This window comes from Bifidobacterium sp. ESL0769, assembly GCF_029395495.1.
GTDB lineage: Bacteria > Actinomycetota > Actinomycetes > Actinomycetales > Bifidobacteriaceae > Bifidobacterium.
On record NZ_CP113918.1, the window covers coordinates 712,467 to 733,834 of the forward strand.

The 21,368-nt window shown below is 53.8% G+C and carries 14 protein-coding genes; 7 read left to right on the forward strand and 7 right to left on the reverse strand.

What is annotated here, in order from left to right; genetic code table 11:
• Window positions 1–209 precede the first annotated feature (209 nt).
• Both OZX72_RS02785 and ettA read right to left on the reverse strand, forming a co-directional pair.
• On the reverse strand, window positions 210–1,142 hold the full coding sequence (locus tag OZX72_RS02785; RefSeq protein WP_277158896.1) for an acyl-CoA thioesterase domain-containing protein: 933 nt from the start codon (window positions 1,140–1,142) through the stop codon (window positions 210–212).
• A 428-nt stretch (window positions 1,143–1,570) separates the two neighbouring features.
• On the reverse strand, window positions 1,571–3,247 hold the full coding sequence (gene ettA, locus OZX72_RS02790) for an energy-dependent translational throttle protein EttA (RefSeq protein WP_277158897.1): 1,677 nt from the start codon (window positions 3,245–3,247) through the stop codon (window positions 1,571–1,573).
• A gap of 327 nt (window positions 3,248–3,574) precedes the next feature.
• On the opposite strand from ettA, the gene OZX72_RS02795 reads away from it, so the two are divergent.
• Window positions 3,575–4,465 (forward strand): dioxygenase, encoded by an 891-nt coding sequence (locus OZX72_RS02795; protein ID WP_277158898.1) that lies wholly within the window; start codon window positions 3,575–3,577, stop codon window positions 4,463–4,465.
• A gap of 117 nt (window positions 4,466–4,582) precedes the next feature.
• On the opposite strand, the gene OZX72_RS02800 is transcribed toward OZX72_RS02795, so the two are convergent.
• Complete coding sequence (locus OZX72_RS02800; RefSeq protein WP_277158899.1) at window positions 4,583–4,999, reverse strand: peptide deformylase; 417 nt, start codon at window positions 4,997–4,999, stop codon at window positions 4,583–4,585.
• A gap of 334 nt (window positions 5,000–5,333) precedes the next feature.
• Here OZX72_RS02800 and OZX72_RS02805 point away from each other — a divergent pair, with 334 nt between their 5' ends.
• Both OZX72_RS02805 and OZX72_RS02810 read left to right on the forward strand, forming a co-directional pair.
• Complete coding sequence (locus tag OZX72_RS02805) at window positions 5,334–7,421, forward strand: DEAD/DEAH box helicase (RefSeq protein ID WP_277158900.1); 2,088 nt, start codon at window positions 5,334–5,336, stop codon at window positions 7,419–7,421.
• A 495-nt stretch (window positions 7,422–7,916) separates the two neighbouring features.
• A complete protein-coding gene (locus OZX72_RS02810) occupies window positions 7,917–10,817 on the forward strand; it encodes an excinuclease ABC subunit UvrA (RefSeq protein WP_277158901.1) in 2,901 nt (966 codons plus the stop codon).
• Between the two features lie 171 nt (window positions 10,818–10,988).
• Here OZX72_RS02810 and msrA read toward each other — a convergent pair whose 3' ends face one another.
• Window positions 10,989–12,044 (reverse strand): peptide-methionine (S)-S-oxide reductase MsrA, encoded by a 1,056-nt coding sequence (gene msrA, locus OZX72_RS02815; RefSeq protein WP_277158902.1) that lies wholly within the window; start codon window positions 12,042–12,044, stop codon window positions 10,989–10,991.
• 397 nt (window positions 12,045–12,441) lie between these two features.
• On the opposite strand from msrA, the gene OZX72_RS02820 reads away from it, so the two are divergent.
• Entirely contained in the window at window positions 12,442–16,671 is a 4,230-nt protein-coding gene (locus OZX72_RS02820) for a DEAD/DEAH box helicase (RefSeq protein WP_277158903.1), read from the forward strand.
• A 149-nt stretch (window positions 16,672–16,820) separates the two neighbouring features.
• Here OZX72_RS02820 and OZX72_RS02825 read toward each other — a convergent pair whose 3' ends face one another.
• Together OZX72_RS02825 and OZX72_RS02830 are read right to left on the reverse strand one after the other, a co-directional pair.
• Window positions 16,821–17,669 (reverse strand): nucleotidyl transferase AbiEii/AbiGii toxin family protein, encoded by an 849-nt coding sequence (locus OZX72_RS02825; protein WP_277158904.1) that lies wholly within the window; start codon window positions 17,667–17,669, stop codon window positions 16,821–16,823.
• Window positions 17,666–18,268 carry a hypothetical protein gene (locus OZX72_RS02830; RefSeq protein WP_277158905.1) on the reverse strand — a complete coding sequence of 201 codons (603 nt, stop codon included), beginning with the start codon at window positions 18,266–18,268 and terminating at the stop codon, window positions 17,666–17,668. Before OZX72_RS02830 ends, OZX72_RS02825 begins: the two co-directional genes overlap by 4 nt.
• A 121-nt stretch (window positions 18,269–18,389) precedes the next feature.
• Here OZX72_RS02830 and OZX72_RS02835 point away from each other — a divergent pair, with 121 nt between their 5' ends.
• Complete coding sequence (locus tag OZX72_RS02835; protein WP_277158906.1) at window positions 18,390–18,611, forward strand: C-terminal helicase domain-containing protein; 222 nt, start codon at window positions 18,390–18,392, stop codon at window positions 18,609–18,611.
• A gap of 49 nt (window positions 18,612–18,660) precedes the next feature.
• Here OZX72_RS02835 and OZX72_RS02840 read toward each other — a convergent pair whose 3' ends face one another.
• Window positions 18,661–19,302, reverse strand: coding sequence for a hypothetical protein (locus OZX72_RS02840; protein ID WP_277158907.1), 642 nt, complete (start codon window positions 19,300–19,302; stop codon window positions 18,661–18,663).
• Between the two features lie 531 nt (window positions 19,303–19,833).
• Here OZX72_RS02840 and OZX72_RS02845 point away from each other — a divergent pair.
• Both OZX72_RS02845 and OZX72_RS02850 read left to right on the forward strand, forming a co-directional pair.
• Entirely contained in the window at window positions 19,834–20,553 is a 720-nt protein-coding gene (locus tag OZX72_RS02845; protein ID WP_277158908.1) for a hypothetical protein, read from the forward strand.
• Between the two features lie 110 nt (window positions 20,554–20,663).
• A complete protein-coding gene (locus OZX72_RS02850; protein WP_277158909.1) occupies window positions 20,664–21,311 on the forward strand; it encodes a hypothetical protein in 648 nt (215 codons plus the stop codon).
• The last annotated feature ends 57 nt before the right edge of the window (window positions 21,312–21,368 follow it).

Sequence of the window (21,368 nt, forward strand, 5' to 3'; positions counted from 1 at the left end):
TCTGTTTATTATTCAGTAAACGGCACATAACCATTCGAGGGAGAACAAATATGGGGCTATCTATCATAGTTGTCTGCTGTATAGCAGGCTGTTTGTTCGGCTGGTTTTGGGCAAAGCGTCATCAAGACGATTGACTGCCTACAAAATTGCCGGTCGTTGAATGAGCGACCGGCAAACAATCAGAAATACGTTCCGATAAACCAGGAATATTACTTCTCGGTTTTCTTGTCATCCTTCTTTTCGGGCACACGGATGGTGGCTTCCTGCGTCATTGCGGCCAGAAGCCTGCCGTCGGACGAATAGACCTTGGCGATGCCCAAAGCACGGCCGTGGCCGGCTACCGGAGCATCCTGGACGTAAAGGTGCCACTCGTTCATGTCGATATTGTCATACCACCACATCGAATGATCGATCGAAGCGTAGAAGATGCCCGGTGTCGAAATGCTCAGGCCCGCGCGGCGCAGGTCCGGCTCCATCATCACCTGATCGCATTCCAGAGCCAGCAACGCACGGTAGACGTTCTGCGAAGCCGTGACCGGACTGGCCATGCGCATCCAGACCATCTGCTTGCCGGAATCCTTGTCGGCGCTTTCCTTGTCAGGCTGGAGCATGACGGTCGAGCCGATGTGGCGGATGTCGAACGGCGACTGAGAGGAATAGTATTTGGCGAATCCGGATTTGTCGGCGTAGGGCTCCATGAGGTCTTTGGCGCTGGTCAGTGTTTCCGGGTTCGGCAGGTTCTTGGGCATATCGTCATTGAATTCCACCCCGGATTGACCGGCCTTCTGCAGGCTCACCGTCGCGGTGAAGAGCAGCTGCTTGCCCTGCTTGGCATCGACGCGGCGTGTGGAGAAGGAACGGCCGTCACGCAGCGATTCGACCTCGTAGCGGGTCTCTTCGTCGAGCTTGCCCACCTTGATGAACGTGGCGTGAATGGAATTGGCGACCTTGTTGTCATCGGCGGTGTTGGCCGCGGCGATAATGGCCTGCGCGGTCATCTGACCGCCGTAGATGCGCTCGGTGGGGTAGTAGAGGTTCGTGGCGTCATGGAAGATGGTGCGTCCGTCCCGCTCTTCCCCGGCTTTGAGCTTGAGCGCCTCAACCGCTTGCTGCGCTGCGTCGCTTGCCTTGACTTCCGCCATGTCACTCCTCGATTCTGTCGAATAACGCTTATGCGAGTCTATCCGCGCCGCCCAACTTTTCGCCCGAATTTCGCCAGTATCTGAACTTGTCTATTATTTATTTCTTTCAAGTCGCCAAATTGCATTTATGCATGTTAACTGGTATTCGAATGACGTGGAGGGGTGGGGATATACAATGTTCGGGACGCTCCTTGGCCGCTCGGCCGTGTCTTACGCCCGAACATCGCATATCCCCACCCTTCCACTCAACAAAGAATGATGAAGAACAGACGTATTAACAATCAACCGCGATGAGTTGATTCCGTTGAGTTGGGGGTCTGGGATATGCGATGATCGACCGTAAAGACTTGGCCTGAGCGGCCCGGAGCGTGTCGAGCATTGTATATCCCAGACCCCCAACGTCAGTTAGCGAAACAGGGTTTGAAAAATTAGCGCGTGAGCTTTCTATGGATGCGGTGGGGGCGGGAGGCCTCCTCGCCAAGGCGCTTGACTTTGTCGTCCTGATAGGCCTGGAAGTTGCCTTCGAACCAGTGCCACTTGGCCGGATTGTCGTCATCGCCCTCCCACGCGAGGATATGCGTGGCGATGCGGTCGAGGAACCAGCGGTCGTGGGAGATGACCACGGCGCAGCCGGGGAACTCGATTAGCGCGTTCTCCAGCGATTCCAGCGTTTCGACGTCAAGGTCGTTGGTAGGCTCATCGAGCAGCAGCAGATTGCCACCCTGCTTCAAGGTCAACGCGAGGTTCAGGCGGTTGCGTTCACCGCCGGAAAGCATGCCGGTAAGCTTCTGCTGGTCGCTGCCCTTGAAGCCGAAGCTGGCGACGTAGGCGCGGGTCGGCACTTCGACGCCGGCGACCTCGATGAAGTCGTTGCCGTCCGAAACCGCCTCCCAGAGGTTCTTGTTCGGGTCTAGGCCCTCGCGGTTCTGGTCGACGTACGAGATCTTGACGGTCTCGCCTATGGTGAGCTTGCCGCTGGTGAGCGGTTCCTTGCCCACGATGGTCTTGAACAGCGTGGACTTGCCGACGCCGTTGGGGCCGATGATGCCCACGATGCCGTTGCGCGGCAGGGTGAAGGAGAGGTCGTCGATCAGCACGCGGTCGCCGAAGGCCTTGTGGATATGCTCGGCCTCGAGCACCTGCGAGCCCAGACGCGGGCCTGCAGGGATGACGATTTCGGAGAAGTCCAGCTTCTTGGAGTTGCGCGCCTCGTTCTCCATCTCGTCGTAGCGCTCGAGCCTGGCCTTGTTCTTGGCCTGACGGGCCTTGGGCGAGCTCTTGACCCACGCGATCTCGTTCTTCAGGCGCCTGGCGAGCTTGGCGTCCTTGGCGCCTTGGATCTCCATACGCTTCTCTTTGGTCTCCAGATACGTGGAGTAATTGCCCTTGTAAGGATAGAGGTGCCCGCGGTCGACCTCGCAGATCCATTCGGCCACGTTGTCCATGAAGTAGCGGTCGTGGGTCACGGCGATGACGGCACCTTTATAGGTGTGCAGGAACTGTTCGAGCCAGAGGATGGATTCGGCATCGAGGTGATTGGTAGGCTCGTCGAGCAGCAGCAGGTCGGGGGCTTCGAGCAGCAGTTTGCACAGTGCCACGCGACGGCGCTCGCCGCCCGAGCAGACTTTGACCGGGGTATCCGGATCGGGGCACTGCAAGGCGTCCATCGCCTGCTCGAGCTGAGAGTCGATGTCCCAGCCGTCGGCCGCATCGATCTCCTCCTGCAGCTTGCCCATCTCGGCCATCAGTGCGTCATAATCGGCGTCCGGATTGGCCATCTCCTCGCCGATTTCGTTGAATCGATCGACCTTCTTGGTGATGTCGCCGAAAGCGGCCTTGATGTTCTCTCCAACGGTCTTGTCCTCGTCCAGCGGCGGTTCCTGTTGCAGGATGCCGACGGAATAACCGGGTGTCAGCTTCGCCTCGCCGTTGGAGACGGTTTCCTGCCCGGCCATGATCTTAAGCAGGGTGGACTTGCCCATGCCGTTGGGGCCGACGACGCCGATTTTCGCGCCCGGCAAAAAGCTCAGGGTCACGTCGTCAAGGATCACACGGTCGCCATAGGCCTTGCGAGCATTGATCATCTGAAAAATAAACTCAGCCAAGTATTCGTTCCTTCGTTCTGATGTGTGCTATATCTCATTGCGTTTCAAACGTTCCGCAAGGTTTGACTAACCCGCGGATTCAAGCCAATTCTGGCATATCGAGTAGACGTTTCGTGTAATCTTTGCGCTTGGTTTAATAGTGGTTTTGTGCGTTTTGTCAAGAAATGTCGTCTGCTCGGGAACAAATCTCTGCGGTGATATGTTGGGTCTGGTAATGTGCTCGTTTCAACCTGTATGTTGTGACGCCATACGATTAAGCTGTATTGGACATGACGGACGCAATTGGCGGATTGAGAAGTACTGGAAGCCCGTGAAGGGAGCGGCACGATGGAACAGGAAATGACCAACCTGCCGGCGAATCTGCCGGAGGCTCTGCCTATTGAAAACCCGCTGAGCTCGGCCGATGCCCGGGTGCCTGCGGAGATCGAACAGTCTTCCGGGTTGCTTTTGCAAGGTAGGCGTCTGCGTTCGTTCGCTTATACCACCGACGCTGCTGTAATACATAATACCAATGCCGACGCTATTCTCGCCGTCTACCCGTTCACCGGCCAGCCGGTTATCAACCAGGCTGTGCTTTCCGTGGCACAAGCCCCGGTTTTCGTAGGTGTCGGGGGAGGCACCACCACTGGAACGCGTGTGCTCGAGTTGGCGGTTTTTGCTGAAATGCAAGGTGTTGCGGGCGTCGTTTTGAACGCTCCCAGCGAAGTCGAGATTGTGCGTGAGGTCGCCATGACCGTACACGTTCCCGTCATGGCCACCGTCGTTCAATGGGACGATATGGTGCAGCGCAAGATTGAGGCGGGCGCGAAGATCATCAACGTCGCCGCGGGCAGAAACACCGCCGAAGTGGTGGCACACGTCAAGGATCGTTACCCCGAGATTCCGGTGGTTGCCAGTTCCGGCGGTTCTGCGCAATCGATTCGTGAGACCATCGAGGCAGGTGCCAACGCCCTTTCATGGACGCCGCCGAGTGCCGCCCAGCTGCAGAAGCAGATGATGGATCGTTACCGTCGCGGCGAAACCGGGCATGTGGATGGAGCCCAAAGCGCACCGAGCTCGCCGATTCCCAACGTCAATCCGAACGGCACGACGAAGAGTTTCTATACGTCCACGGCCAGCATGGGGCATCCCTACACGGATGTGCCTCCGGCCAAGCAGCCGAGCCCGCGCCACAAGAAGCAGACCCCTCCGAACGAGGCCATCGTCGAATCGAACTGAATGTAGATTTCGGTATTGGATTCTCGTTTTCGACAGGTACTGAATTTTGGCGATACTGCGGATTTCGGGGATACTCCGGATTCTGGCAAACCTGTGGTTTCGGTAGGAGTCTATTGTTTAGATAAGTATGCCATTGCAGTGGTCGATTTCGTGTTGGATGATTTGCGCCGTCCAGCCGCTGAAATTCGCGGTGCGTTCCTTGAACCGCCTGTCCTGATAGTGTACGCGGATCGTTTGGAACCGCGTCGTCTTTCTGGTTGATTCCAGTGAAAGACAGCCTTCCTCGGTCTGGTAAGGTTCTTCTTTTTCGATGATTTCGGGATTGAACATCGTCATGATGCGGCCGGTCAGCTCATCGTTGAACACGATGATCCGTTTGTGCTCGCCGATCATATTGGCGGCCATACCCACGCACTTGTCGGCGTGCGCTTCAAGCGTATCCTTGAGATTTTGCGCACAGTCCAGATCGTCCAGCGTGGCCGGTGCGCTGGACTGGCTGAGAAAAGTCGGTGAGGTCATGATGGGTTGCTGCATGATGATGTCCTTTGCGAAGTCCCGTGTTTTGTGTCCCAACGATAGTATTCGGTATGCCGATTTATTGTATGGAACCGTAACTGCAGGTTAGGTAAGTCCGTCAGGCGCAGGTTATGGGACGGACCTGAATAGGTAAATCAATAGGTTCACCCAGCGCAGGTTGTGGGGCGCGTCTGATATAGTGAATTGTCCATTGAGAAGCCGGGGGTCTGCATCTATGAGCGACAGGTCGGCTTCATTTTTTTGAAAGGCTATTGTGCCGAAGCGTCGTACTCATAAAAATAATTCAGATAACTCTGCCGATTTTAGGGGCGGAGACTATGCAGGCTCACAAATGAATAATCCTGATTCTTATAACTCAACCAAATCCAAACAGGCCGAAGAAGCGGCCGAAAGCGCTGCTGCGTATGCCAAAACCGGCGACCAGCCCGAACGCACTTTTGCCGAACTCGGCGTGCCCGGCCCGCTGGTAAGCGTACTGGCTCGTGATGGCAAGACCGTCGCCTTCCCGATTCAGGCCGACACCCTCGGTGATTCGCTGGCAGGCCGTGATGTGCTCGGCCGCGGCGAAACCGGAAGTGGCAAAACGTTGGCATTCTCCATTCCTCTGATCGCCCGTCTGGCCGAACAAGGCCAGGGCGAAGCCGCAATGCGTGACTTCGAGCGTATGAATCGCGGCGATCGCAAGGCGCAGAAGTGCGCAATGCTGCCTCATCCGCACGGAATGATTCTTGCTCCAACTCGCGAACTGGTGAACCAGATCAACGAGGTCGTGGCGCCGCTCGCCGCTGCCTACGATATGCAGACCGCCACCATTTATGGCGGTGTCAAATACAGCCGTCAGATTTCCGAGCTTAAGGCCGGCGCCGAAATCATCGTCGCCTGCCCTGGGCGTCTCGAGGATTTGCTGCGCCAGGGCGCACTTTCCATCGAGGACGTTGAAGTTGCGGTGCTTGACGAGGCTGACGAAATGGCCGACATGGGCTTCCTGCCCTCAGTGCAGCGCCTGCTCGAGCAAGTCGATCCTGAAGGCCAGCGCATGCTGTTCTCGGCGACGCTCGACCACGGCGTCGACAAGGTCGTGAAGCAGTTCCTGCACGATCCGAAGATCCACGAAATCGCGCCTGCCGACGCGCAGGTCGACACCATGACCCACCACGTTTTTGAGGTTTCGCAAGGCAACAAGTACGAGGTCATTCGTGAGCTCGCCAGCGGCAAAGGCAAGCGCATCCTCTTCACGCGCACCAAGTACCAGGCCAAGAAGATGGCTGACAAGCTCGTCAAGGAAGGCATTCCAGCCGTCGATTTGCAGGGCAATCTTTCACAGAACCAGCGCGACCGGCATCTGGCAGCGTTCACTTCCGGGGACGTTAACGTGCTGGTGGCCACCGACGTGGCCGCGCGCGGCATCGACGTCAGCGATGTAGCGATGGTCGTGCAGACCGAGCCGCCGGAGGATCCGAAATCGTTCCTGCATCGTTCCGGACGTACCGCGCGTGCTGGCGAATCCGGCGACGTGGTGACGCTGGTGCTGCCGCAACAACGTCGCGATGCTCGCCAGATGCTGCATCGCGCGGGTATCAAGGCCAAGAGTCAGCAGATTGTTCCGGGTGCTCCCGAGCTTGAGGAACTGGTAGGGGAGCACGCCCCACTGGTCGAAGGATGGACGCTCACTGTGCCGGTCGTCAACCGCAGGGCCGGTCGCACCGGGCGCGGTGGACGCAACGAAGGCCGTGGCGGACGTGGCGGTTACGGGCGTAAAGACCGCGGCGGACGTCGTGACCATAACAACCGGCATGAGGGTTCTAGGCGTCCGTTTGGCAAGCGCGGCCGTGAGGATTCCGGCGAGGACTTCAACGAACGTGGTGGTCGCAATGACGGTTTCAATGATTCCCGTTCTCGCGGTGACCGTGGCGATGGCTTCAACGAGTCTCGTTCGAGCAACAAGCGTCGTGATGGTCATAAGAACCGCAACCCGCGCTACGATGACGGACAAGGCCCGATTGACGGCCGTTCCTCGCGTGGCCGTAGTGACAGCCGCCGTTCGCGTGATTTCTATGACGACGATTATCGCAAGGGCAGCGGTAAACGGCATCATTCTGATTATGATGATCGCGGCAACCGCGGCAGCAAAGGCAAGAACCGCCGTTATGACGGCAAGCGTTCCGGCAGCCGTAATGGCGGCTATTCTGACGGTTACGGTGATTCCTACGGTTCCGGCAAATCGAATCGTCACGGTGGCTATGGCAAGTCCGGAGGCCGTGGGCGTGGTGAAGGCTACGAAGGTGGGCGTTCCGGTGGCCGTGGACGTGGCTATAACGAAGGTCGTTCCGGCAAGCGCAACCAGCGCTCGCGCAAGGCCGACGGCTTCCACCGTTCGCGTGGCAAACGCAACTCCACCCCGTTCCGTCGTTCGCGCTGAAATCTGGTGGGCGACGGTTTAGCGCTCGTTGTCTGCTAGCCGCAATCTGACTTATCAAAGGTGTCATGGATTCTCCGTGGCACCTTTTGTGTTGTACTGCCAGAAACGTGCACTTTGCGTCGTGTAAAGCGCACTTCTGAGACATTGGTGTCGGAAAAGTGCATCCAAATGCTTCTAAAGTGCACTTTTGCCGTGCTGATATCAGAAAAGTGCAAGTGATATGTCGTAGAGTGCACTTTTGCATGCCGACGTTAGAAATGTGCGTTTCATTGGGATGCTGCACTTTTTGTACGCCAATGTAAGAAAAGTACAGGTTATCGCTGGTAACGTGCACTTTTGCGGCACTGGCGCCAGATAAGTGCATGTTTCGTTGATTAAAGTGCACTTTTCTGACATAAGTATTGCATTATGTTCGCATGTGGAATCAGGCGGGTGCGGCGAATAGAGTTGGGCATTGTGAATGATGGCAAGAACGGAATACACACGGTGAATGAGATGAATAACAGTAGTAACCCTAAAGAACGTAGCGGGATTGACGTAACCGTCTCTTCGGTTCCGCAGGCCATCGAGGTGCGCGGCGCTCGCGTCCATAATCTGCGAGATATCGATGTCTCCATTCCGCTGAACGAACTCGTCGGCATCGCCGGGGTCTCCGGTTCCGGCAAGTCGTCGCTGGCGCTTGGTGTGCTCTACGCCGAAGGTTCGCGGCGCTATCTCGACGCACTTTCGACCTACACCCGTCGTCGGATGACGCAGGCCGAGAAGCCGCAGGTTGATTCGGTACGGTTCATTCCGCCGGCTTTGGCGTTGCGGCAGCGTCCGGGCGTTGGAGGCATGCGTTCCACTTTTGGCACTTCAACCGAGACTCTAAATGTTCTGAGGCTGATGTTTTCTCGTCTCGCTTCGCATCGTTGCCCGAACGGTCATTATCAGAAGCCGACGCTTGATGTTGCCGCTGAGATTCCGATTCATTGCGCTGTTTGCGGGGCTCTCGTGGAACCTCCCAGCGCCGAACAGATGGCGTTCAATTCCACCGGAGCCTGCCCGAAATGTCAGGGGACCGGAACCATCCATGAGGTCAACGATGCCGCACTGGTTCCCGACGAAAACCTCACTATCGACGAAGGTGCCGTGGTGCCGTGGCGGACGTTCGGGTTTAACGTCCAACCCGATATCGTCCGCGAATTCGGTGTGCGTACTGATGTGCCGTTCAAGGACCTTACAGACAAAGAGCGTGACATCGTTTTCAATGGGCCGGAGGAGAAGAAGCCCATCACCATCACTTCGGTCAAAGGCGTGCATCACCTCGATTTTACGTTCCGCAACGCGCGCTTGACCGTGACCAAGGAGCTTGACCGTGCCAACGATGAGAAGCGTTTGGCCAAGGTCTCGAAGTTTCTGGTCGAGCGGACCTGCCCGGATTGCGGAGGTTCGAGGCTCAACGAGGCTGCGCGGGCTCCAAAAATCAGCAAATACAACTTAGCGGAAGTCACGGCTTGGCCGTTACGTAAGGTGCTTGAATGGGCTAAAACGGTTCCGGATTCGTTGCCACAGGATATGCGGCAGATGGCCGAAAGTCTCGTCGATACCTTGGAAGACATGGGCCGCAGACTCATCCAGCTCGGCTTAGGGTACTTGACGCTCGATCGTGCCAGTGCCACGCTTTCGACCGGCGAACGGCAGCGTGCCCAGCTTTCACGTGCGGTGCGCAACGAGACCACCGGTGTGCTCTATGTACTTGACGAGCCTTCCACCGGTTTGCATCCAGCGAATATCGAAGGTCTTATCGGCGTGATGCGGGATTTGTTGGCTTCCGGCAATTCGGTGGTGTTCGTTGACCACGACGTCCATGTCCTTAATGCCGCTGATTACTTCATTGAGATGGGCCCTGGTGCTGGCAGCCGAGGCGGCCGCATACTCACGGAAGGTGCACCTGCCAAGATATTGCGTAACCCGAAGTCGCGTATCGCAGGCTTCCTTGACGGCTCCCAGCTCGTGGTCGTTCGCAAGCGACTTGCGTTGCCACCGGTTTCAGCGGACTTGCGCAGGTTTATGAATCTGCCAAGTCGGAATGATGAAGTCATTGACCATCAGCATAAAGGCAACGGTCAGTTGAGTCGTGCCGACATGAAAGTGGCCTCTGTCGAATCCGTAGCGACGCCAACAGTTACCGAAGCGGATTGGATCACCATGGCCACCGATATCATCCACACTGTGCATCCGCTGCATGTCGCCATTCCTCGCGGGCGGATGACAGCCATCACCGGCGTTTCCGGTTCCGGTAAAACGACGATGATTCTGGAGTCGTTGATTCCAGCGTTGCAGGCGCAGGAAAACCACACGCCGTTGCCGTCCCATGTCCGTTCGCTTGATGCTGCAGGCATTACTCGCGTGCGTTTGGTCGATTCCACTCCCATCGGCATCAACGTACGTTCGACGGTCGCCACCTACACTGGCATTATGGACATGCTGCGTAAGGCTTTCGCAACGACTGCATCAGCCAAGAAGCGCAAACTCAAGGTGTCTGCATTCTCCTACAACACCGGAACGCTCCGTTGCCCGCAATGCGACGGCACTGGTCAGATCAGCCTCGATATTCAGTTCCTGCCCGATGTCACCATCACCTGCCCGACCTGCGAAGGTCGCCGTTATCGTCCCGAAGTCAACGATGTTCGGCTTGCAACGCCTACGCATCCTCAAGGGTTGACGCTTCCCGAAGTGCTTGATTTGGAAGTGGATGATGCTCTTGACTTCTTTGCACTTGATGACGATTTCGAATCTGCTTCTGGTTCGTCTTCCAACTTGTCTTCACACGGTTCCGCTAATCATAAACGAGCAACTTTGTCTGTTTCCGCTTCCAATTCGTCTTCGCGCAAGCTGGGCAATCATCGAGGACTACACGCTTCGCTGGATTCTATGAATACCACCGGTTCGTCGGATGACCTAGATTCCGGCGATATGATTACTCCCGCTCTGCTCAAGCGCATTCACAAGGCCCTCGAAACTCTTCACGACCTTGGCCTCGGCTATCTCACGTTGGGAGAGGACACCCCGAATCTTTCCGGCGGCGAAGCCCAGCGTCTTAAGCTTTCCAACGAACTCGGTAAGCGACAGAGCGCCTCGCTGTTCGTTCTCGACGAACCAACTACCGGCCTTCATCCGCTTGACGTACGTACGCTGATTGACGTACTGCAGCGCCTTATCAAAGGCGGAGCCACTGTGGTCTTCATCGAACATGACCTCGACATGATCGCCAACGCCGATTATGTCATCGACATGGGTCCAGGTGGCGGCGAGGAGGGCGGCACAATTGTCGCCACCGGCACCCCGGACGAGATCGCCGATAACCCGGCCAGTATCACCGGACGTTATTTAACCAAGCATTTGGCAGGCTGAAACAGTTGTGGTGACTGCGATGATCGGAAGGCCTAAATCGCTGTAATATTGCGGATTTAGATATGAAAAAGCGGTGTGGACAACTATTTTCTTATCCACACCGCCATACGCAAGCCGAGGCCTTGGCCGTTCTCACGTTTAGATTGAGATTTGGTCTAGTTCGATCTCGCCTCACTGTGCGTCATCAAGCAGCTTCACGTATTTCCCGTAACCCTGTGCCTCCATCTGGTCGCGCGGCACGAAGCGCAGCGAGGCCGAGTTCATGCAGTAGCGCAAGCCACCGCGATCTTGTGGCCCGTCATCGAAGACGTGACCCAAATGAATCTGCGAGTCGGCGGTGCGGATCTCAATACGCGGCCGCCCGGGCAGTTTGGTGTCGCGATGCTCGGTCAAAGCAGATGCGTCGATTGGCTTCGAGAACGCCGGCCAGCCGCAGCCCGCGTCGAACTTGTCGGTGGAAAGGAACAGCGGTTTGCCGCTCACGACGTCCACGTAAATACCCGGCTCGAAGTTCTGGTCATATTTGTTGGTGAACGGGCGTTCGGTGGCCGCTTGCTGTGTCACCGCGTACTGCTCGGGGTCGAGGTCCCAGACGCGCTCGATATAGCGCTGCCGCTTGCCCACGTTGAGAAGTTTGGCCACCGGAATATGGCAGTATCCGCTCGGGTTCTTGTCGAGATAATCCTGATGGTAGGTCTCGGCGGGGTAGAAGTTGTGCAGCGGCTCCACAATTACCGCAGGTTCGCGCTCCTCGCGCGCCGCAAGTTGATGCAACGCCTTCTCATATATGGCCTTCTGCACCTCGTCGAGGCAGAACATCGCGCTGCGGTACTGTCGCCCGGTATCGTTGCCCTGCCGGTCCACTGAGAACGGGTCGATGACGTCCAAAAACAGCAGTGTCAGCGTCCGCAAGGTCACGCGAGACGGGTCATAGCTGATGCGCACGGTTTCCGCCGCGTCGGTGGCTCCCGAGCACACCTCTTCATAGCTTGGATTCTCCTTGAGGGATTGCGCATACCCGACCTGCGTGTCGGTCACACCGTCGACGCCTTGGAAATATCGTTCGACGCCCCAGAAACATCCACCGGCAAAGTATGCGGTCTGAATCTCACTGGAAGTGTGCCCGTCTGCGTTTTGGTTCTCGGTTTGCTTCGCCGCACCATTGCTGTCAGCGTTGGTATTCAAGGCTCTGCTTGCCTTGCCTGAGAAATCATCCATGTTCGTCATGTCTCCTCCATATCCGTTTTCTGTTATATCTGATTATCCGTGTGTTGCTGACAGTGTCTCACAAACTGCGGCAAAAGGATACAGAACGTTCAGCGAAGGCTGAAAGCTTGCGTTTCTTGATGTCTTGCGACAACTTCCCTGTGTTGGCACCCATGTTGTCTTTCTGTGTCGGTTTTCGATTATTTTCCTATGCTGGTTTGTTATGTGGTTTTGCCGCATTCTGTCATCATTGTTTAAACGAAACGGCATTTCACCGGATTTTGGAATGGGGTAAGATAGAAGTTTGCGGTCTTTGATATCCGATGGTGACATTTGACGATCATATTTGATGATATCGAAGCTTGCGATAGTTTGGCATTGAATCGGCTGCGGTAGGCCGTGAAAAGGGGAACGCGATTTGGATTGGCATGCGTCGGTATACGGGTCGAGAACCGGAAGTTCAGGAGGATTCGGGCTTGGGTCAGGTTCCGACAACGATACGTTCGGCGGGATTGCTGATTCTGACGGCGGCGTGACCTTCGGCGCCAACGAGCCTGCCGTTCCTGAAAAGGTTCTGCGGCAGCGCGGCGGCAAGGCCTTCTACCGTGCTTATGAAGTCATTTCCAGCGGACGCATGCACAATCTGACCTGCACGCCCGGCGAGGATGGCACGCTGCTGGCCGCTTCGGTGGAACCTGCCGACGAATTTGCGGACGATTACGCGGTGAGCGCGCGCATCGACGAGAACCACGGCGAGATCATCGATTCGGACTGCACTTGCCCGGCGTTCGGCCGGTTTGGCGCAATCTGCAAGCATGTCATTGCGCTGATTATGCAATATAATGACACGCCGCAGAAGTTCGAGGAGCTTGGCAACGGTTTGGAGGTTTCCGGTTCGCGAAGTGGCGCAAGGCTCGGCGCTCGCCAGCGCAAGGTCGTCCGTCGCACGTCGCGGGTCTTGCGTTCCTTTATGCAGCAAGAGGATTCGGCACTCGAGGAACAAGCCAAAAATCGTCAGCTTGATCTGCTCAAGGAGGTCAGCAGCCGCGCTTCTGGGGACATCGGCAGCGGAGTGGCGCTGAGCCGCCACATGCCCATCGGTTCGGTCGTGCTGCGCCCGATGTTGGAAAATTCCGGCCGTGATTGGTACTTGCGCCTGCATATCGCTGTGCCGTCCAAGGGCATTTCCTACGTCGTCAAAGACGTGCGTGCGTTGGTGGAGGCGGTGCAACGCCGCGAATTCGTCACCTATGGCAAAAAGCTCGCGTTTGTGCATTCCCGCGATTCGTTCGATGAACGTTCACGGTCGATTCTGGCGATTCTCGGCCGTGCCATCGAGATTCGCAAAAGCGTTTCCGGCGATTACGAGTTCTACCAGAGCAAGGCGGAAGCCCAGGAAATGCGGCTTTCCGACGACGAAACGGCGGAATTATTGGACTTGTTCGTCGATGCCGATGTGACGCTGGATTACGTGCCGCTTCACGGCAATTTCGCCTCGGCCATCCCGGTTCGCGTGGTCGACGGTGATCCTGATTTGGGTCTCGAAGTCGTTCGCGCGGATAACGAGGATGGCGGGGAAGGTGACACTGCGTTATCACAGCGCAAATCTATGCGACAAAATAATATAGAAACGTCGCAAAAATCCGGCTATGTCATCCGTCATTCTTTGAATATCCAAAAATTCATTATCGGACGAGGCTCATCGTTTGTGGTCGTCGGATCGCCTGACTCGAACCACGCGTTCAGTTTGGATACCCCCGAAATCCACCGCTGCTCCAGCGCAATGACGACGAATCGTAACCTGCTTGGGGTTCTTTGCACCGGAGATGAACGCGGAGATCTGTACCTGAGCAGTGACGATATTGAGGAGTTTTCGCGTACCGTTCTGCCTGCGCTTGACCCGGTTCCTGCGGATAGTGGCGATGGGATTGGCGAGGCCAGCAGCGCTGATAATTCTGAAGATGCCAACAATGCTGGTGACGTCGGTGACAATAACCAATCCGTTAATAATTCCGTATCCGGCGACATTAATTCAGATGCTCTGTCACAAAGCGATACCGGTACGACAGCTTCAGACGGATTATCACAAAATAGAACAGAACATACCTCAGATACGAATTCCAAGGTAACCGATGACTTCACGCCGGCTACATCGCGCGGCACGTCTCATCATGGTATCGCCGTCAAACTGCCGCCTGAACTGATTAAGATGCGCCGCGTGCCTTGCCATATCGAAATGTATCTTGACCGCGACAGGAACGGCATCACCTGCGATGTGCAGGCGCGTTACGGCGACGAACGCTTCCATGTCTTCTCCGGTATCGGCCCGAACGAGCCGGTTGCGCGAGACCGTGAAACCGAGCGCTTGGCCGTCGAGGCCGTGCGCCAGTACTTCCCGATGCCGGACGGCCCGATAGCGCGCATTGCCGAGGACAACGACAAGGCGATTTACAAGCTGCTGAACGAGGGGCTTCCCGTTTTGCGAGGGCTTGGAGAGGTGTTCTCCACGCCGAGTTTCGACGGGCTCACTTCTTCGCCGCATCCCGTTTTCAAGATCGGTCTCTCGATCAAGTCCGGTTTGGTTGAAATCTCGCCGATCGCCGACGAAATCGACCCATCTGAAGTGCCAGCGCTGCTCAACAGCTATCGCAAACGCCGCAAGTTCCATCGCCTGCGCAACGGTGCCTTCGTCAATATGGCCGACGTCGACACCAGCAAGCTTGACGAAGTCAGCAGCGACTTGGGCTTGAAGCCGGTCGACCTCGATTCCGGCGCCGTTTCCGTGCCCGCTTACGAGGCCTATTACCTTGATAACGAGGCGGAGGACGAAGATAAAAGCGACGAATTCCGTAGTTATTTGAACGATTTGCGCGTCATCGACCCGAAGACCTACAAGGTACCGCAGTCGCTCGCGCATGTGCTGCGTCCGTATCAGGTTGAGGGTTTCCGTTGGCTCAACGCCGTCGCTGACAAAGGCTTCGGTGGCATCCTGGCCGACGAGATGGGCTTGGGCAAGACCGTGCAGATGCTTTCGTATCTGGTGTCGCGTCGTGACGAACAGCGCCAGATTGGCCCGAACCTCATCGTCTGTCCGGCATCGCTGGTCTACAACTGGGCCGCGGAATGCGCCAAGTTCGCCCCCGAACTCAACGTGCAGGTGCTCGCCGGTTCCAAGGCTGCCCGTCGCGCGACGCTCAAGAATACGAAGGCTTGGTATGAGGGCAGAAAAGTTGACGATATCTCTGTGGTTTCTGATAGTAAGCAGAATAAAAACGACGGCTGGCAAGGCGCCGATAGCCCGCAACCAATCGATGACGGCGAAACCGATGCGACCCAATGGACTGCGCCCGACGTTCTGATTACTTCATACGATTTGCTGCGCCGCGATATCGACGATTACGACGGCCTCGAATGTTATTGTATGACACTTGACGAGGCGCAATATATCAAGAACCATGCCACCAAGTCCGCCCACGCCGTGCGAACCGTGACCGCACGACACCGTTTCGCCCTGACCGGCACGCCGATTGAGAATCGGCTTTCAGAATTGTGGAGCATCTTCGATTTCCTCATGCCTGGCATGCTGGGGGCTTACAAGCACTTCCGTGACCGCTTCGAAATGCCGATACTTTCCGGCGACGAGAACGCGCAGGCCAAGCTGCAGGCATTCGTCGGACCGTTCATTCTCCGGCGTTTGAAGTCGCAGGTTTTGAAGGATTTGCCGGATAAGATCGAAAACGTCATCACCGTCCAGCTTGAGGGGGAGCAGCGTCGGCTTTACGCCGCGCTCGAGCAGCAGCTGCGTGCCACGCTCAACAAGCAGCGCGACATCGAATACAAGACCGGCAAGATTCAGATCTTGGCCCAGCTCACCCGCCTGCGTCAGGCCTGCTGCGACCCGCGACTGCTGTTCAGCAATGTCGGCAGCAACGTCGTTAAGAAGGACGCGCACGTTTGGGGAGCTCCGAGTCGCGAGATTGAACGAGCCGATGACGAGCCGATTGACGAGCTCAGCGAGACCGCAGATGCCTCGGTGAACGCGATTGTAGGTAAAGGGGATTCTGCGGGGCTCAACGCTTCGGGCACCTCGAAAGCCGGCACTCCCACCAAGCCTCGCAAAGTCACGTCGGCCAAACTGGACGCCATCGAGGAACTGGTCTCCAGCTGTCAGGACGCCGGCCGCAAGATGCTAATTTTCTCCCAGTTCACGAGCTTCCTCGACCTGATCGCCGAGCGTCTGCGCAAGAATGGCGTCGCCTACAACGTCATCACCGGCGCCACCCCCAAGCGCAAGCGCCTCGAGCTGGTCGACCAGTTCAACTTTGATGACACTCCTGTCTTCCTGATTTCCCTGAAGGCCGGCAACACGGGCCTGAACCTCACGGGCGCCTGCGTGGTGGTGCACGCCGACCCGTGGTGGAACGCCGCCGCGCAGGAGCAGGCCACCGACCGCGCCCACCGCATCGGCCAGACCCAGGACGTCAATGTCTACCAGATCGTCGCCAAGGACACCATTGAGGAGCGCATCCTCAAGATGCAGCAGTCCAAGAGTGACCTTGCTCACCGTTTCGTTGACAAGGCCGGCACCGGCACCTCCGCCGGCATCTCGAACCTCACGAAGGACGACCTGTTGCAGTTGCTGGGATAAAGCTCTACACCCTGAGGTACGCGAGCGAACTGCTGCTAGCGTACCCCGTGTTGTTTCTGCGATTCTGCAATTAGCGTAAATAGAAATTAATTAGTATTTCTAAATATCTCTGTGTTGTTTGTTATTCGATATTGTGCCTCTGACTTCAATTAGAGATTGGCTAAATTCCCTAAGGCAAGTACGCTGTTGATAGTGTCTTCGAAGCTTCTGCTATTTGCGTAGGGATTTGCTTTAACATAAGGCTTCCAGATGTCCTGTTTGAGGTATTCAGAATTTTGAAGCGTGGAACAGATTTGTCGAAAATTATTTATTTCTGCAAGGGATCCACGATGGTTTGCTGTATTGGTAATTGCTTGTCTGAGAGTGTGCGGGTCGAGATTTTCGCTGTAACGACGATATAGAATATCGAGATCGTAAAAATCGCGGGCTCGCCCATTTTCTGTGCCGCGGCGCATGATGGTTTCGAATTTCTCTGCGATGAGGGTTTCGATGGGATAGGCTTTGAGCTGGATCGTCTTGTTTTCGAATAGTGTTCGATACCCATAGTCGACGGGTTCGGGAGTGATGGCATCTCCGGTTGTCAGGTCTAATTTCAGAGGTGCGTTGATGCGGCCGAATCGTGCGTGCAGATGTGCTCTAAAATCTGCATACACGTCATGCTCTCGAATGGGTTCCAATCGTTCGAATGAGAATGAGAATCCGTCATCCAAATCAATATTGCAAATCTGTTCGATGACTTGCGTTAGTCGTGTTTCTTCCATCTTGATTCCGAGGATCGTTGCGTCCAAGTCCATAGTCGTACGACTGGAAATTCCTGAAAGCGAGGAAACGAGAAGACCGCCCTTGATGATGAATTTGTCCGAGTAGTTGCTATGGGATAGTCGTTCAAGAAAGTGATCAAAGATAACCATTTGCAGCACTTCCTGCGCTGACAGATGGTTTCTCTGTGCCAGGCTTCGTACTTTGCCGCGTAAGCTGGCATCCTTGTTTTGGTTCATAGCAGTACCTCGGTGTATCTGTGCAACTCTTTTTCTACTTTTAATAGTTTTGCATATCGTGACAATTTTTTCATGTCGTTTGGGTCGGAGAAGTAGCGTTTCAGGGCATCGCTAAAAAGCTGGATGTCAATGTTGTTTGAGTTCCTCGCCTTGAGAACATCGCAAATGCAGCGCTCTTTGTCGTAGGTTGGTACTGTATTCCCCGCTGGTGTTTTTGCTTTGCTCAGACCGACGGGATATTTTTCTTTTCTTACCGTATGGAAACGAATATTCGGGAATTCCTTGCATGCGGTGCGTGGCATATATCCTTCGGGAACAGTCAAATCGATGATGTGTGGCGTACGGTCGCTGAGGTCATGCAACCAGAGTGCAGTGCCATACGAAATGACGCATCGTTTCCAGCGTTTGGTGATAGTCGCTAAATCGTCAATTGAAACTTTGGGTAATGACCAGATTCCTCGCGTTTCGTTGACAATTTCGCCTTTTCGGTTCAAATAAGTCAGGAATCCCGGCGAAAATCCGGCATTGATTATCTCGGAAGTAGAGAGGGTGCCGCCTCTGTTGTTTAGCAGTTTCAGTAGTTCGTCGGTTCGTTTCATATGTTCCTTATTGTAGTATATACAATAACTTTTAAAATAATTTGTATATTCTACAATACCAGATTTATATGAGAACGAAGTTAAGGCCGGTAACACGGGCCTGAACCTCACGGGCGCCTGCGTGGTGGTGCACGCCGACCCGTGGTGGAATGCCGCCGCGCAGGAGCAAGCCACCGACCGCGCCCACCGCATCGGCCAGACCCAGGACGTCAACGTCTACCAGATCGTCGCCAAGGACAGATCAAGGAGCGTATCCTCAAAATGCAGCAGTCCAAGAGCGACCTGGCCCACCGTTTCGTCGACAAGGCCGGCACCGGCACCTCCGCCGGCATCTCAAAACTGACGAAGGACGATTTACTGCAGTTGCTGGGGTGAGAAGGAAAGGTATTGATTTACTGCGCGTTCAAGAAAGGAATCGTGCGTGTGTACTTTTGTAACCGTTGATCCGAGGTCGCAAGCAAATACAGGCCAGGCCTGATACCGCAATCTTGTGGCACGCAACTGTAGATACGTACCCAGGTGTTATCGAACACATCGGTGAATTTCAATGCGATCAACGCATGGTTATCGCTTTTTGAATCGAAGAAGGCGGGACTTGGCAATTCCTCCTGACTGCTTTTCCGGACAGGATAATTCCATGAAGAATACCTTAAGTTTCCTGTAGTTGGTTTTGGAGAAATAAGCCATGTGCCGGGAAGTAGGGTCCGCCAAGGTTTTTGTGTTTTCGGAGCGACGTGTAAATCCTCACAATCGAGTTGTGTGTCGTGTGCCGTATCGAGTTCAGGCCATTGCACATGAACCTGTATGTCTCGTATAACGCCTTCGCTGCCGTTCACGATGCAGATTTTCCAACCTTCTTTGCTTCGAGTAATCCAGGAATCCACGAGAAATGCGTTGTGGCGTAGCGAATAATATCTGTCCTCGATTCGAGCCTCATTGTTCCGTTTTGAATCTTTGTACATTTGGAACGCGGGAATCGCCACTGCGACGAATACGGCTAATATCGTGCCTATCGCTTGAATCCAGTCAGCCATGTCATCAATCTTTCGCTAGAGTTTATATTACAAAAACAAAGTATGACAATTTGTGGACATTTTTTATTCTGTTTTGATAATTCCTGCCAACGATAATAGTTTCAATCCGAAAGGGTTAATGATTATCGTATCGATTGAACTGCTGATTCAGGTGTTTTTGCACCAAGCTGTTGTGAAGACTGTCGGTTTTTGCAGCGGGTTCAGCGTCTATAAGAGACTTCAGTAACTTCAAACCCTGATTTTCATCATCATTTAGTCATTTCACTCAAGCCATCACTTACGAACGTGAATGTAACATTCAGCTAGTCGACAGCAGTGTTTTAGCTCAGATGTATTGGGTAGGTCTGAGGCAACGTCCTCTTGCAACAGGCCGTAGCCCCAAGCATTCTCGAGCTGACAGGAGATGATCTCCTGTCCCAGATTTTCAAAGACACGCAGTATAAGTTTGCGAAATATGCTGTTTCTTGAAATACATATGCTTTTGGATAATACTTATGTAGGAAAGTTTAAAAAATGGTCGAAGGAGAATCAGTGAAAAAGTCTTCTGTAATCTTGGGGATGCTTATAGCTTTTGCGGTTGTATTCCCTTTGCTTCCACTTTCTTGGGATGGAATGAATTTTCATTGGAGTGGTTGGTCGGAATGGTGGGCTTTTGGAACGTTCCTTGTGGCCATATTTGCTCTCATCGTTGCGTTCAAAGAATATAAGACTCATGTTGAGGAACAAAACTCTCGTATTAAAGAAAAAATTCAAGAAGAGAAGAGGCATGATAGGGAAGTTTGGGATACTTTAAGAGCCTATGTCGAAGTTTCCTACGTCTTTGATAAGCGTGGAGCAGTAATGGTGAGTGTGGCTAATGTCGGGAATACCTCAGCCACAGATATCAATGTTTCATTTGATCCAGAGATTAAAGCTCCTCCTCCAGAGGAGCCCAATGACAAAATAGCAGAGTACTTTTCTCGATTTCGTAGTCGCGCAATAAGTTCTATTGCGCCTCATTCGAGATTTTTATTTATTCTAGATGTTAATAACGAAGTGCAACAGCACATAGATAGCGGCATATTAGTTCGTAAAACAGTTGCTACAGTGAAATATAAAGATACGAGGGGTCAAACATACGCGGATAAATTTGTTTTGGATTTTGATGATTGGCTCGGGGCTATAGAGGAAAAGACCAGCGGAGACCTTATTCATGATGAATTAAGAAAAATCGGTAATGACATCTCTGACTTGGCTAAATTAAAGCGTTGACCATTTAGTTAAAAACTAGGGGTAAACCAAGAAGTTGTAAAAGAAAGAATAAATCTATTTTTTAATTTAGTCGGCATTAAGTTTTTTAAAAATTTGGGAGTCCGAGTGTAATGAACATCAACTGGGAATCTACTTTATCTGTTGTTACCGCGCTAACAGCTGTATTGGCATTAGGGTTATCATTATTTCAAATATGGCTCAGCAACAAACAACAGCTTTTTACGAAACGGGTTGATTTGTGGCTAAAGCTTGACACTTTACTTAAACTTTACGGCTCCAACCGGAAATCTATTCGACATGAATATGAGGAAGGAAAGGCTGGAACTGTTCTATTCGCCAACGATCTTGATTTCATATTTTTAACTAACTCAGCAGATTTTAATGCCATGGCTGGTGCAATTCATAAGCCACTTGACAATGAAGAACAGTCTTATTTTTTGACTGAACTAGAAGAAATCCGGAAAACTGCAGTTGAGTGCGAGTTCTTATTCAAAGGAGAATTAGCTAAGTCCTTTAGCGCTTTTGTCAATAGTTATGTAGATGTCCTTTTTGCAATGTATCAGTATCAGATTGTCATTAACCGTATGGAAGAGGATGCACAAGAAAAGGAATATAATCTAGAACGAGCGCTTGAAGAAAACAATGAACCCCAGGTAAGAAAAGGCTTAGTGCAAAAGCTGAGAGAACTTGACAACTGTTATGAGTTAATTCTGAAGAGAAGATATGTTCAAAAAGTGAGGAAAAAAATTAGGCTTTGAAAAATATTTATTTTTAAAGTGTATATAAATCTGTGTTTACTTATTTTTCTTTACTCT